Genomic DNA, 13,806 nt, shown 5'->3' with positions numbered 1-13,806 from the left:
TCGATCCTCCATCTTGGACAGGAATCATCTGCCAGCCGCCGGACCCGGTCAAATGCCGTCGGTCCGGGGCGTCGCGTCGCAGCCTGCCGGTACAATCGCGGGCGGAGGGAACTAGTGAACGCAGATATCACGATCCCCGAATCGGAACTGGTCGAGCGCTTCGTGCGTTCCTCGGGTCCGGGCGGGCAGAACGTCAACAAGGTGGCGACCGCAGTGGAACTGCGGTTCGACGTGGCGCATTCGGCGGTCCTGCCGGAGGCGGTCCGCGAGCGCCTGCTCGCCCGTCGCGACCGGCGGATGACCCTCGACGGCGTGCTCGTGATCAGCGCCCAGCGCTTCCGCACCCAGGAGCGCAATCGCGAGGACGCGCGCGAACGGCTGGCGGTCTTCGTGGCCGCCGGGCTGCACGCACCGACCCCGCGGGTCCCGACCAAGCCGTCCCGGGCCGCCAAAAAGCGTCGGCTCGACGACAAAAAGCAGCGCTCCGGGGTGAAAAAGACCCGCGCCACCAAGGATTGGGACTGAGATGCCGCAGGACGATCGCCTGTTGAACTTGCCGCCGAGCTTGCCGCGCATGCCGCCGAACCGCTTCATTCGCGGGTTCGCACGCCAGCTGTTGCGCGTGGGCGGCTGGCGGATGGTCGGGGCGTTCCCCGATCTGCCCAAGGCGGTGCTGATCGGTGCGCCGCACTCTTCCAATTGGGACGGCATCTGGGGCCTCGCCGCGAAGATCGCGATCGGCCTGGATGTCCGCATCATCGGCAAGCACCAGTTGTTCTGGTGGCCGCTCGGGCCGATCCTGCGCAGGATCGGCGTGATCGAGGTCAATCGCGAGGCGGCGCAGGGCCTGGTCGGCCAGCTGTCGCAGCGCTTCGCGGAGGAGGAGCGGTTCTGGCTCGGGCTTGCGCCGGAGGGCACGCGCAAACGCGTCGAACGCTGGAAACCCGGGTTCTGGAAAATCGCCAAGGCCGCCGGCGTGCCGGTGGTGCCGGCGTATTTCCACTATCCGGACAAGGTCATCGGCATCGGCGAGCCCTTCGTCCTCACCGACGACATGGATGCCGACATCGCCCGCATCCGCGCCTGGTTCGCACCCTGGCAGGGCAAGAACCACGGCGCATGAGCCCGTCGATGACCGCTCGCACTGGATTTGTGCGGGCCTTCCCTTATTCTTGACCTTGATCACTCGTCGCAGCGCAACCGGGGACAGCATGGCGTCATTGAAGAAGATTCTCGAAGCGGCCAGGCTCATCGAGCCGACCGACGCCCCCGCCCATGCCTCCACGTCGGTGGACGAGAGCGAGCTCGACGCCATCATCCGCCGGGCCGCCGAGGCCGACACGGGGGCGCCATCGACGCCGCGCGAGGCCGAGGCGCCTGTCGATGCCGGACACGCCGCCGAGGCTGTCGGCGTCGAGGAAGGCCTGACGTTCGTCGATATCTATGCCCGCCAGAGCGTGGCCGAGGCCTCGTTCCCGGTCGAGCGGCTGCTGAAGCTGGTCGAAGGCCTGCGTGCGCTCGATCCCACCACCCGCCGCGCCGCGATCATGGCCATGGACGTCGCCGACGAAACCTGGTCGATGGAGCAGGTGCTGGCCGACGCGGACGCGAAGATGGCCGCCCTGCGCAGCCATCAGCGTCAGATGCAGGAGGCCGCGAATGGGGTGGTGCAGGCCAATCGCGAGCGCGTCGGTGCGCTGGAGAGCAGCCGCGACGGTCGTCTGGCCGAGCTCCGCCAGCAGATTTCCGCGCTCGAAGCGCAGATCCAGGACGCCATCGGCACCACCGCCGCCGACGTCGCCAAGCTGCAGTCGGAGTCGGAATCGAACAAGGCCGCCCTGTTGCGCGAAACCCAGCGCATCGATGCCCACGTCCTCAATCTGCAGGAACTGGCCGCCCAGTTCCGTCCGGCGGCGAAATAAGCAACCGCCCGCCCTCGCATCATTCCATCCCCCCGGTTTTTACCTGTTCGTCTAGGAGTGCCTCATGGCCATCAAACTCACCCCGTTCGCCAAGCTGCTGATCGGCGCGATCGTTCTGGTCGGCAGCGGGTCCGTATTGTGGAACCTCTACAAGAACCGCAAGGCCGATGGTGGCGATGAAGGCGCCGTGGCCACCGCGCAGACCGATGGCGGCAAGACCGCGTCGGCCGGCACCTATGCCGGCAAGGGCGACGGCCCGCTGGGTTCCGACGGCCATCCGCTGAAAGTCAGCATCGTTAGCTTCCACGGCTACGCACCGGCGCTGGTCGCCAACGGCCAGAGCCTGACCACCCAGCCGGGCTCGCTGTACGACAAGGAGGGTCTGAACGTCGAGTTCGTGATCCAGGACGACATCCCGACCCTCGCCACCATCTTCGAAGCCGGCACCGCGCAGTGCGCGTGGCGCACTTCGGACTATTGGGCGCAGGAGCAGCCGAACCTGCGCAACAGCGGCCACGACGGCAAGGCGGTGATGATCGTCGACAACACCCGCGGCGCCGACGCCATCATCGCCAAGAGCCCGGCGATCCGCAGCGTGGAAGATCTTGCCGGCAAGAAATTGGCGCTGCTGCAGTTCACGCCCTCGCACGGCATGTCGATCGACGCGATCGACAACTCCGCGCTGTCGGCGCGCAAGAAGCAGAGTGTTGAATACGTGTACATCGCCGCCGAAGACGGCCTCGCGGGCGTGCGCGCCGCGCTGGAATCGGGCAGCGTCGATGCCGCCGCGCTGTGGGACCCGGACCTCTCGCTCGCGTTGCGCGCGACCAAGGGCCACGTGGTGTATTCGACCAGGACCGCGTCGAACCTCATTTTCGACGTGATGGTCTGCGACCAGCGCGTGCTCGACGACCCGCAGGGCCGCGACGCGGTGCAGAAATTCGTCAACGGCTGGATGAAGGGCGTGGACGCGGCCAAGGCCAATCCCGATCAGGCCGTCGACGCGCTGGTGAAGACCGAGGAATTCTTCACCCTGCTGGCGAAGGACGAAGGCAAGCCGTTCGTGAAAGGCCTGTTCGACAACCTGCTGTGGACCGGCGTCGCCGACAACGCGCGCATCCTCGGCATGTCCGGCGGCACCAATCACTACGAGCGCGTCTACCAGCGCTTCGATCAGATCTACCGCGCGGCCGGTGCGCTGGCCAATCCGAAGTCGCCGGTCATCGCCCCGCAGGACAGCTTCGACACCCGTTTCATCCGCACGCTCTACGACGCCAGCACGGCGGCGCAGGCCGAAGCCAAGCAGGTCGAAACCTACACCACGGCGGCGCGCGAAGAAGCGGTGCAGGCGCCGGCCACGGTGACCAAGCCGGTGATCGTCAACTTCAATACCGGACAATCGGCGCTGACCAAGCGTGCCGAGAAGACCATCGACACCGACATGGTGCCGTTCATCGAAAACAACGGCAGCGCGTATTTCGAGATCAGCGGCAACACCGACAGCACCGGCAATGCCGCGATCAACAACCGCCTGTCGCAGGCGCGCGCCGAGGCGGTGGTGGATTACCTCTCCAGGCAGTGGGAATTCCCGCGCGAGCGCTTCAAGATCGTCGGCAACGGTTCCAACAAGCCGCTGTGCGATGAGAACAATCCGGGCTCCGAAGGCGTGGGCCTCGACGGTTGCCGCGAGATGAACCGTTCGACCCGCATCGCGGTGTTCGGGGCCCGCCAGTAATGGCCAACGGCTGGAATCCGTATGCCGCATTGCCCGGCGGCATGCGGCGGCAGTTGGGCATCGCCGGGGTTGCCGTGGTGCTGCTGGTCTGGTTCGCGCTGAGCGCGAGCGGCTGGATCAGCGCCAACAAACTGCCGTCGCCGGTGTCGGTGGTGAAGGCGCTGGGCTACCTGGGTTGGAGCGACGGCAAGAGCCTGCTGTTCGACGCCACGCTGTGGTCGGTCGGGCGTGTCGCCGCGGCCGGCGTGCTGGTGGTGCTGATCGGCGTGCCGCTGGGCATCTTCATGGGCGCGTCGCCGAAGTTGAACGCACTGCTGTCGCCGCTGATCGATCCGTTCCGCTCGGCCCCGGTGGTCGCGCTGTTGCCGATCCTGGTGATGTGGCTGGGCATCGGCGAAACCATGAAGGTGACGTTCCTGTTCCTCGGCGCGGTGGTCTATCTGGTGCCGATGGTGCGCGATGCCATCCAGGCGGTGCCGCAAAGCTACTGGACCGGCGCGCGCGATCTCGGCGCCTCGCCGTGGGAATGCATCCGCCACGCGGTGGTGCCGATCGCGATGCCGCGCATCGCCGACGCCATCATCGTCAGCGTTTCGGTGATGTGGACCTATATCACCGTCGCCGAATACGTGAACGCGAAGGTCGGCCTCGGCCAGTTGATCCAGAACGCGCGCCGCTTCAGCGCGATGGACCAGGTGTTCGCCGGCATCGCCGTGATCATCGCCCTGGCTTTGATCACCTATCAGCTGATGCGCGCGATCAAGCGCCATCTCTACCCGTGGGAGACCCAGACATGAGCGAGACCGCAGCCTCCGCGTCCGCGGCGTCGGCGGTCATCGCCCTCGACCGTATCGTCCAGGAATATCCGCGTCCCGAAGGCGGCGTGAACCGCGTCGTCGACGACCTCAGCCTGCGTTTCACAGGCCCCAGCATCAACATGCTGCTCGGTCCGTCGGGCTGCGGCAAAAGCACGCTGCTGTACATGATGGGCGGCGTGCGTCCGCAGAACACGAATATGCCCACCAGCGGCAGCATCAGCATCGACGGCGTGGCGTGCACCGATGCCCACGACGACGCGGTGATGGTGTTCCAGCGCTACGCCAACCGTCCCGATCTGAATGTCTACGACAACGTCGCGTTTCCGTTCCGCCTGAAACTCTGGCGCGACCGCATTCCGTCCGCCGAACGTCACGACAAGGTCATGCACATGCTCGAAGCGGTGGGGCTGTCCGACAAGGCCAAGCTGCTGCCGAGCCAGCTCTCCGGCGGCCAGAACCAGCGCATCGCCCTGGCGCGTTCGCTGATGCTGCGCCCGCGGATCCTGCTGATGGACGAACCCTTCGGCGCGCTCGACGCGCAGACCCGCGAGGAAATGCAGCGACTGCTGGTGAAGCTGTACCAGGAACATCCGTGCCTGATCGTGTTCGTCACCCACGACGTGACCGAGGCCCTGTTGCTGGGCGACCGCGTGGTGGTGCTGTCCACGCAGCCGGCGCGGATCGCCGACGATTTCGAGATCGCCACGCCCAAGCCGCGCGACAGCGGCTGGCTGCGCATGCCCGAAGCGGCGGCGCTGGAACAGCGCATCCTCAGTCGACTGCACCAGGCGGCGGGCAAGGGCAACGTCCGCGTGAGCGTCTGATCGCGACGACCTGATCGACTGAAATGAAACAACCGTCCAATCCCGTGAGTTATCTGCGCGCCTGGCTCACCAGTCAGACCAACGTCATCACGCTGCTCGGCGGCGGGCTGGCGGCGGCGGTCGCGTCGATTCCCGCCGGCGGCGCCGGTGCGATCGGCGCGCTCGTGGTGCTGGGCGCGGTGCAGGTGCTGACCGCACTGGTGATCCCGGACTTGCCGACCTTCCGCAGCAAGGTCGACCGCAGCGCGCGCCGCGCCGCCATCGACCAGCGCCGCGCGCAGCTGCAGCAGGAACTGTTCCTGCTGCACGGCGGGCTGGAGCGGGTGCAGGGCATGGCGATGTGGCAGAAATACCAGGCCATCGTCGAACGCGCGACGGTGCTGTACCGCATCGCAGGCGAAGAACAGAGCCAGCTCTCCTACGACGATGCCGAGCGCGTCGACAAGGCCTCGGTCGATTATCTGGCGCTGTGGCTGGCCGAAGCGACGATCAGGGACCGCCTGCGCAGCGGCGAGGAAGCGACCGTCGAGCGCCGCCTGCGCGACGCCGAAAAGGCGCTGGCCGAAGTGGAGGCGTCCGATCCGCGCTATCGCCACATGAAGATGGCCCGCGACGATTATTTCGCGGTCAAGCAGCGCCACGACGGCCTGGTCGCGCGACAGATGTCGATCGAAGCGGCGCTGGTGTCGTTGCCCGACCAGGTCGAAGAGATCTACCAGATGGTGGTCGCCAGCCCGTATTCCAGCGTGCTCGGCTCCAAGCTGGGCGAATCGCTGTCGCGGCTGCAACTGGAAGAAGACATCGAACTGGAGCTGTCGCAGAACGATCTGGACAGCCACTATTTCAAAACCGGCGCGACCGCAGGCGAGCAGCATGCCAAGGCCGCGAAACAATCCGCACGTACCACGCCATGATCATCGACCAACATGCTCATCGCGCGATGATCCAATCCTCCAGGAGACCCTCATGAGCCTCAACCTCTTCAGCCGCCTCGCCAACCTCGTACGCGGGTTCATGTCGCTGTTCGTCACCGGGCTGGAACAGCAGCACCCGGAGATCGCCTACGAAAACGCGATCAACACCATGGTCGAGAAATACAACAAGCTCAAGAACGCCACCGCCGGCCTCATCCGCCTGCGCGAGGACGCCGCCGACCGCCTGCAGAAAGCGCAGGCGCAGCAGCATGAATTGAGCGCCATGCTCGAACAGGCGATGGCCGAAGGCCAGGACGACATCGCTGTGGAACTGATCGAGCGCAAGGACGCCGTCGACGCCGAGATCGCATCGCTGCAGGCCGAAATGGAAGCCGCCGAGAAGGACGTCGAAACCGCCAAGACCGCGCTCACCGAGGTCAAGGGCGAGATCGGCAAGCTCAAGTCCGAGAAGGAGCGCATGCTCGCCAAGATGCAGAGCGCGCAGGCGCGCGTGCGCATCCAGGACCAGCTCGAAGGGCTGTCGGTCGATGCCGAACTGCGCGCGCTTGAAAATGTCCGCACCGGCATCAAGGACACCATCGCCAAGGCCAAGCTGGGCGACGAGCTGCGCGAATCCGATCTCGACGTGCGCCTCAAGGCGCTGCGTACCAACAGCAGCAAGGCGAGCGCGCGCAACAAGCTCGAAGCGCTGAAGAAGGAGCGCGCCGGCCAGGCCGGCGCGGATCGCACGATCTGATTCCCAGCCGTCATCCCGAGCATAGCGAGGGACCTGCTTCTTCCGTACATCGTGAAAGCAGGTCCCTCACCGGCTTCGCCGGATTCGGGATGACAGAAATATCGCTCGACCCACGTCGCTGATCGCATCCACGGACAGACCATGACCACACTCAACAGCATCGCGCTGCCGCCCTGGGCCGACGAACTCAAGCGCCGCTATCTCGCGGGCGAGGCCGGGCTGTTCCTGGTCCACGGCAACGTGCACGATGCGATCGCCCACGACGGCAAGCTGCAGCCCTTCGTCGAATTCCTGCACACCGTGGTGCTGGCGGCCAAGCCGCAGCGCTACGAACTGGCGCTGCGTCATGCGGGGCTCAAACAATTCGGCGTCAACGGCAAGGTGCTGGAACTGGGCGAAACCCTGCTGGAAAACATCGGCCATCTGGAAACCCGGATGCGCGCGGGCGAGGGCGTCGCGCTGGTGCTGCCGCATGCCGGCGATCTGGTTCCGAACGCGGAAACCACCTTCCTCAGCACCGACGAGCGCGGGCTGCTGGAAATCCTCCACGACTGGTCGCTCAGCGGCCTGCTGCTGCAGCGCAACCACATCGTCGTGCTGATCTGCGCGTCGCTGTCCGAGCTGCATCCTTCGCTCAACACCAATCCGCGCATCGCCGCGATCGAAGTGCCGTTTCCCGACGAAGCCGCGCGCGCGCGGCTGGTCGCGCAGTCCGCGCCGCACATGTCGCCAGAACAGCAGGCGCTGGTCGCCAAACACACCGCAGGCCTGCGGCTGCTGGAAATCGACAGCATCGTGGCCGAACAACCCGCCGCCGGTCTGTCCGATGAAGAGCGCAAGGCGTTGGCGCTGCAGCTGCTGGGCGATGCGCCCGACGCGAAACAGCGTGCGGAGATGTACGCCGGCGTGACCGCCGGCAAGACCCGCGAGGAAATCGCGTTCCTCATTCTCGGCCGCGCGAGCACGCCCGCCGAGCAGAAGGGCGACCCGGTCGACGCCATGCTGCGCATCATCGGCACCCGCAAGCGCGAAATCATCCAGCGTTCCTGCGGCGATCTCATCGAATTCCTCGATCCGACCTACGGCCTCGACGCGGTCGGCGGCTACGACCAGATCAAGCAGGAGTTGATGAAGATCGCGGCGACCATCAAGACCGGCGACCGCCGGCTCGCGCCGATGGGCCTGCTCGCGGTCGGCCCGATGGGCGTGGGCAAGACCTTCGTCATCAAGGCGTTCCTGAAGGAAGCCGGGCTGCCGGGCGTGGTGCTGAAGAACTTCCGCTCGAAGTGGGTGGGCTCGACCGAATCCAATCTCGAACGCGTGCTCAAGATCATCCGCGCGATGAGCCCGATCGCGCTGGTCATCGACGAAGGCGACCGCAGCTTCGGCAGCGGAGAAGGCGGCGATACCGACGGCGGCACTTCGTCGCGGGTGATCGCGCGGATCAAGGACTTCATGTCCGACACCGACAATCGCGGCCACGTGTTGACGATCCTGATGACCAATCGCCCCGACAAACTCGACGTCGACATCAAGCGCCCGGGCCGCCTCGACCGCAAGATTCCGTTCTTCTACGCCGACAACGGCGCCGACCGCATGCACGTGGTGCGCGCCATCCTCAAGCGCGGCGACGCGCCGCTGCCCGCAGATGCCGACGCCGCGCTGACCGGGGCGTTGGAGGCGCTCGACGGGTATTCCAATGCGGATCTCGAAGCGATCGCGCTGCTCGCACTGGACCTCGCGCGCGAAGCCGGCGCCGCGCTGTCGGTCGCGCATCTGCAGCAGGCCATCGCCGATTTCATTCCGCCGCAGCACACCGACACCATCCAGTTGATGGAACTGCTCGCGGTGCAGGAATCCTCGCGCCGCAGCCTGCTGCCGGAGCGTTTCGCCAAGCTCGCACCGTCCGAGGTGTCGCAGTTGATCGCGGAGTTGAAGCGCCGCCTGCGCTTGTAGCACGGGATCGGCAAGCTTTCGCACGCTCCATTCTCCTTCAGGAAAGCCGCATGAACCCGAGCCCTTTGACCAACCGCCGCAATCTCGACTTCATGCTCTACGAAGTGCTCGGCGTCGATCGCCTCAGCGCGTATCCGCGTTTCGCCGATCATAATCGCGACACGTTCGGCGCGGCGCTGGATCTGGCGCACCAGATCGCGCTGGAGAAATTCCTGCCGCACAACCGCAAGTCCGACCTCAACGAACCGCAGATGGTCGACGGCAAGGTCGTGCTGATTCCCGAGATCGGCGAAGCGGTGCAGGCCTACAACGATGCCGGCTTCGCTGCCGCGCTCGCCGACTACGAGGCCGGCGGCATGCAGCTGCCGTTCGTGATCGCGCAGGCCTGCGACTCGATGTTCTCGGCCGCGAATCCCGGCACCATCGCTTATCCCGCGCTGGCGCGCGGCGCGTCCAATCTGCTCGCCGAATACGGCACGCCGGAACAGAAGCGCCTGTACGTGCAGCCGATCATCGAAGGCCGCTATTTCGGCACGATGTGTCTGTCCGAGCCGCACGCGGGCTCGTCGCTGGCCGACATCAAGACCAGCGCAGAACCGCAGGCCGACGGCAGCTACCGGCTCACCGGCGCGAAGATGTGGATCTCCGCGGGCGATCACGAACTGGGCGAGAACATCATCCATCTGGTGCTGGCGAAGATCGTCGGCGCGCCGGCCGGCGTGCGCGGCATCAGCCTGTTCATCGTTCCCCGATGGAAGGTCGGTGCCGACGGCAGTCGCGGCGAGCGCAACGACGTGCGCCTCGCCGGCCTCAACCACAAGATGGGCCAGCGCGGCAGCGTCAACACCTTCCTGAAATTCGGCGAAGCCGGCGACTGTTACGCCGAACTGGTCGGCGAACCGCATCAGGGCCTCGTCGCGATGTTCCACATGATGAACGAGGAGCGCATCGGCGTCGGCATGGGCGCGGTGCTGCAGGGTCTCGCCGGTTATCTCTATTCGCTGCAGTATGCGAAAGAACGCAAACAGGGCCGGCATCCCGACCAGAAGGATCCGACCTCGCCGCCGGTCGCGATCATCGAACACGCCGACGTGCGGCGCATGCTGCTGCAGCAGAAGTGTTATGTCGAAGGCGCCGAACTGCTCTGCTACTACGCCTCGATGCTGGTCGACCACGCGCGCGACGCCGACGAAGCCGTGCAGCGCGACAGCCATCTGTTGCTGGAACTGCTGACCCCGATCGTCAAAGCCTGGGGCTCGGATCATGCGCTCAAGGCCAACGAACTCGCGGTGCAGGTGCTCGGCGGCTACGGCTTCACCCGTGAGTATCCGGTCGAACAGAACTACCGCGACAACCGCATCAACCCGATCCACGAAGGCACCAACGGCATCCAGGCGCTGGATCTGCTCGGCCGCAAATCGATGATGCAGGACGGCGCCGCGCTGAAACTGCTGATGGCGAAGATCGCCCACACCTGCATCGAAGCCGGCGCGGACGACACGCTGAAACCGCTCGCCGACCAGCTGGCCATCGCCGCGAAACACGCTATCGACGCCACCCGCGCCGCAGGCAAACGCATGGCCGCAGGCGAAGCGCGCCTCGCGCTCGCCAACGCCTCGCACTACATGACCGCCCTCGGCCACCTCGCCATCGGCTGGCTGTGGCTGCAGCAGGCGACGATCGCGCAGAAAGCGCTGCCCAAGGCGACCGGCGACGACCGCGATTTCTACGCCGGCAAAGTCCAGGCCTGCCGTTTCTTCTTCGCCACCGAAGTGCCGCTGATCGAACATGCCGCGCGTCTGGTCCGCGATGCGGAGCCCAGCGCCTTCGACATGCAGGCCGAATGGTTCTGATCGCATCGATTTGTGGGAGCGACGCAAGTCGCGACGGCAATCTCGTAGGGTGGTGGTGAGCGCAGCGAACCCCACCATCCCCACCCCACCCATCGCGATACGCAATCCACGCATCGGCCGCTCGAAAACATCTCCCGATGCTGGCCGAATCCCGGCGCATCTCTCGTTGTATCCGCTGCGGACAGGGGGGTCCTTGGGCGCATGCCGGAGCGGCATGCGTGGGCCGGAGATCGTCTGGACGCGATCAAACCATTACAGGGAGAACGGAATGCCGACTGAAGACAGAAGCACGTGGAGCGATGATCGGGTGAAGAAAGACCACGCGATGTGGACCGAGATCATCGGGGGTGGCCGCGTGTTGACGAAGGACCAGCAGGATCGTTTCGACAAGACCCGCGACGAAGTCGACAAGCGCGGCATCATCCCGGTGTCCGGGCAAGGTTGAGTCCGGACAGGGTCGAGTATCGACTCACGCACCCGGTGTTGAAGTGCGGACGCCGCTGATGGCGGCGCCCGCATATTGAATGCCAGAACACGGAGGCGTCGAAGGCATCGTCGCGCATCCTTCGTGCATTGAGGGTTACGGCTTGCGTCGCTTTTTCTTGCCCGAAGGCCGCAGCTTTTTCAAACCGACATCAGCCAGTATCGACAGGGCGAGGAAAGCAAGCACCGTCATCTTGAGGTCGAGCGCAAAGCTGATCCACAGACCGGTCAGGAAAGGAAACATCGTGGACGTGGAGATGGTGTCTTCGCTGCCATCGGGCTTGCGATAGCGGCAGACCGATGTGTAGACGTCGTTGGCGTGCGTGGCATCGGCACCTTGATACGCAAGGCCGTGCTTCTCGCCATAGTCGGCGCAGGTCGGAGCGACCGTGTAGCGCTCGGTCGCCCATTGCAAGGCCAGGGCGCACAGCAGGGCCGGCACGAAGACGGCCAGCACGCGGCGCAAGCCATTGGGTCCGGACCACAAGCCTGCGAAAGGATTGTTGCCGGTCGGTTCCGCTTGTTCGGTATCCATGGATGCTCTTGTGCGATCGTTTGCCGCGCATCCTACCGCGATGACATCGTGGTGTTGCGTCAGCCGGGCATGCGAAGCCCCGGTTTGCGAATCGGCAGGTGCGGGATGCGCCTTGCGGGGCGCCACCTGCGACATGCCGCATCCATGCTAGATTCGGCTTGCGGCTGACGTGGCCGCCCATGGAGAAGGAAGCCATCATGAAACGTCGTTTGCGGATCGCCCTGTTCGCCTGCTTCATCACCTTGTACTCGGCCGCCGTTCTTGCGATTCCCGCGTACGTCCTGAATCCGCCGCCGTACGGCACCCTGCGCACCTATTACGACAAGCCGACCGGCATCGTCAAAGGGCAATTTGCTTCATGCGGAGAGTTTTCGTACGCGTGGGGCCAGAGCAACGGTTATGCGTATCGGGACGAGAGCATCGCATGCCCCTGATCGTCTCGGCCGACGCATGCGTTGAATGATGCAGGTCGTCGAGCGCACAAGCCGAAGGCGTCATGCACCGTATCGGTAGACGAAGGTGCATGACGCTGCGCTGATGCGCCCTGCGGTTGCTGCGGGGTGGTCATGGCGATCATTTCAGTCGTTCCAGACGTCCCTTGCGGCGGACCAGATTCTTGTAGTCCCACTGAATGTCGCGGGCCTTCGCCAGCCAGCGCGCGAGTGCGGCGGTGTCGACCTGTTCGGCGGCGGTGAACCGCGCATCTGCGGCCTGGAAACTGCCTTCCTTCGTCAGCCCGTCTTCCCCGAACGACTGCCCGCTCCAGAACAGCAGGCGGACAGCGTGCTTCAGTTTGCTGTAGCCAACGACCGGATTGCCGTCCAGAAACCACACCGGATGTCCGTGCCAGATCTTGTTCTCCGCCTCCGGCAGGTGTCGCCGGATTTCCTGCGCCAGCAGATCGCAGACGTCGCGATCGCCCGGCTCAAGCGCCGCGTTGTAGGAAGCGGTATCCGTATGCATGGCAGCCTTCGTGTCGAATCGTCATCGGCTGCACATTACACCTTGAAATACGTAGGGTGGGCCCCTGGCCCACCGCCGATAAAATCATCGCGTCCATAAAGTTCGAAAGAGTGCGTGCGACGATGTCAGCGAGGACGACTGCCTGATTGCGAGAGTGGTGGGCCAGGGGCCCACCTACTTGCTTTCGCGCCGCGTCGTGCATCTGGTCTCGATGATGGGAAGTCGTGGTTTGGTTGAATCGGCGGGTGCGAGAGCAGCCTTACGGGTTCATGGGGACAAATACTTAATTGCTTTATCAATCAATTGGCGCTGCTTTTTAAGTAAATATAAGTCATCAGGCATGCTTAAAAATTCGTTTACTTCTGCTAGTGTGGCGAATGAAAGTGATTGTGCAATAAGAAACCAAAATAAGTGTCTATAATAATTTTGCAGCAGAAAACAGTTGGTTCTTGCTTGATCTGTTTCTTGGCCTGCGTGCACACTTGCATTACGATATTCTCGCAAGTGCATTAATACCTGTCTATGGTAGTTAGAATCTTGAAATAGAAAACAGAACCGATTAACAAGTGCATCGTAGTCGGCTCGGCCTGGAGTGAGAAGGCTCTCAAAAGCTCCCCATAGTCTCAAGAATGCGGTGTTAGGGTCTGGATCATCGAGTGCGCGCGCATATCGAATAAGTGATTCAGCTATGTCTTTTCCAAATTTTGACAATTTGATTCTTCGTGTGGCGTAACGAAGATTTTTTTTAACAATTTCTGGTTTGTTGAACTTATGAATTGCTGATTCTCTGTAGCTGGGTTCATACCAGATTGCATCGCAAGCTTCGCTGCCATCGTATTTGTGCAAGGATTGAATGCTGCCCATCCTAATGACGTTAATTGGTTTATAAGCGTTGCCTCCCAAATTGATCTGCATCCCAGGATTACCTTCCAAGCAAAGTATTGCTCGAAATATGTCTATAGATCGAAGTGCTTTGTTGGCAGCCGCTTCAATTGATTTCGCTTTAACACTTACGCCAATTGCATAATAGCGGCTTGGCGACGCCG

Annotated in this window: 15 protein-coding genes; 12 read left to right on the top strand and 3 right to left on the bottom strand. The window is 63.9% G+C overall.

From position 1 onward, the window contains the following. Positions 1–3: 3 nt before the first annotated feature. From arfB to HOP03_04830, 11 genes are all read left to right on the top strand, one after another. A complete protein-coding gene (gene arfB / locus HOP03_04880; protein NOT87497.1) occupies positions 4–525 on the top strand; it encodes an aminoacyl-tRNA hydrolase in 522 nt (173 codons plus the stop codon). Between the two features lie 49 nt (positions 526–574). Next, entirely contained in the window at positions 575–1,123 is a 549-nt protein-coding gene (locus tag HOP03_04875) for an acyltransferase (GenBank protein NOT87496.1), read from the top strand. Between the two features lie 88 nt (positions 1,124–1,211). Then, a complete protein-coding gene (locus HOP03_04870) occupies positions 1,212–1,922 on the top strand; it encodes a hypothetical protein (protein NOT87495.1) in 711 nt (236 codons plus the stop codon). A 64-nt stretch (positions 1,923–1,986) separates the two neighbouring features. Then, positions 1,987–3,657 carry an OmpA family protein gene (locus HOP03_04865; GenBank protein NOT87494.1) on the top strand — a complete coding sequence of 557 codons (1,671 nt, stop codon included), beginning with the start codon at positions 1,987–1,989 and terminating at the stop codon, positions 3,655–3,657. After that, a complete protein-coding gene (locus tag HOP03_04860; protein ID NOT87493.1) occupies positions 3,657–4,454 on the top strand; it encodes an ABC transporter permease in 798 nt (265 codons plus the stop codon). Before HOP03_04865 ends, HOP03_04860 begins: the two co-directional genes overlap by 1 nt. Then, on the top strand, positions 4,451–5,299 hold the full coding sequence (locus HOP03_04855) for an ABC transporter ATP-binding protein (GenBank protein ID NOT87492.1): 849 nt from the start codon (positions 4,451–4,453) through the stop codon (positions 5,297–5,299). The genes HOP03_04860 and HOP03_04855 overlap by 4 nt, the downstream gene beginning before the upstream one ends. A 23-nt stretch (positions 5,300–5,322) precedes the next feature. Beyond that, positions 5,323–6,213 carry a hypothetical protein gene (locus HOP03_04850; protein NOT87491.1) on the top strand — a complete coding sequence of 297 codons (891 nt, stop codon included), beginning with the start codon at positions 5,323–5,325 and terminating at the stop codon, positions 6,211–6,213. A gap of 52 nt (positions 6,214–6,265) precedes the next feature. Then, a complete protein-coding gene (locus tag HOP03_04845; protein ID NOT87490.1) occupies positions 6,266–6,970 on the top strand; it encodes a PspA/IM30 family protein in 705 nt (234 codons plus the stop codon). 141 nt (positions 6,971–7,111) lie between these two features. Continuing rightward, positions 7,112–8,926, top strand: a complete 1,815-nt coding sequence (locus HOP03_04840; GenBank protein ID NOT87489.1) for an ATP-binding protein — start codon at positions 7,112–7,114, stop codon at positions 8,924–8,926. A 50-nt stretch (positions 8,927–8,976) separates the two neighbouring features. After that, positions 8,977–10,779 (top strand): acyl-CoA dehydrogenase, encoded by a 1,803-nt coding sequence (locus tag HOP03_04835; GenBank protein ID NOT87488.1) that lies wholly within the window; start codon positions 8,977–8,979, stop codon positions 10,777–10,779. Between the two features lie 268 nt (positions 10,780–11,047). Further along, positions 11,048–11,224: a hypothetical protein gene (locus HOP03_04830; GenBank protein NOT87487.1), complete on the top strand. Its 177-nt coding sequence runs from the start codon at positions 11,048–11,050 to the stop codon at positions 11,222–11,224. Positions 11,225–11,359: 135 nt separating this feature from the next. Here HOP03_04830 and HOP03_04825 read toward each other — a convergent pair whose 3' ends face one another. Then, the gene (locus tag HOP03_04825) at positions 11,360–11,932 is read right to left on the bottom strand and encodes a hypothetical protein (protein ID NOT87486.1); all 573 of its coding nucleotides are present in this window, start codon (positions 11,930–11,932) and stop codon (positions 11,360–11,362) included. 62 nt (positions 11,933–11,994) lie between these two features. Here HOP03_04825 and HOP03_04820 point away from each other — a divergent pair, with 62 nt between their 5' ends. Then, positions 11,995–12,231, top strand: coding sequence for a hypothetical protein (locus HOP03_04820; protein ID NOT87485.1), 237 nt, complete (start codon positions 11,995–11,997; stop codon positions 12,229–12,231). 139 nt (positions 12,232–12,370) lie between these two features. Here HOP03_04820 and HOP03_04815 read toward each other — a convergent pair whose 3' ends face one another. Together HOP03_04815 and HOP03_04810 are read right to left on the bottom strand one after the other, a co-directional pair. Next, entirely contained in the window at positions 12,371–12,760 is a 390-nt protein-coding gene (locus HOP03_04815; GenBank protein NOT87484.1) for a DUF1801 domain-containing protein, read from the bottom strand. A 267-nt stretch (positions 12,761–13,027) separates the two neighbouring features. Continuing rightward, the gene (locus HOP03_04810) at positions 13,028–13,675 is read right to left on the bottom strand and encodes a hypothetical protein (protein NOT87483.1); all 648 of its coding nucleotides are present in this window, start codon (positions 13,673–13,675) and stop codon (positions 13,028–13,030) included. Positions 13,676–13,806 lie beyond the last annotated feature (131 nt).

Source organism: Lysobacter sp. (assembly GCA_013141175.1).
Taxonomy (GTDB): domain Bacteria; phylum Pseudomonadota; class Gammaproteobacteria; order Xanthomonadales; family Xanthomonadaceae; genus Lysobacter_I.
Note: the sequence above shows the minus strand (reverse complement) of the source record. Positions and strands in the feature narration are given on the sequence as shown.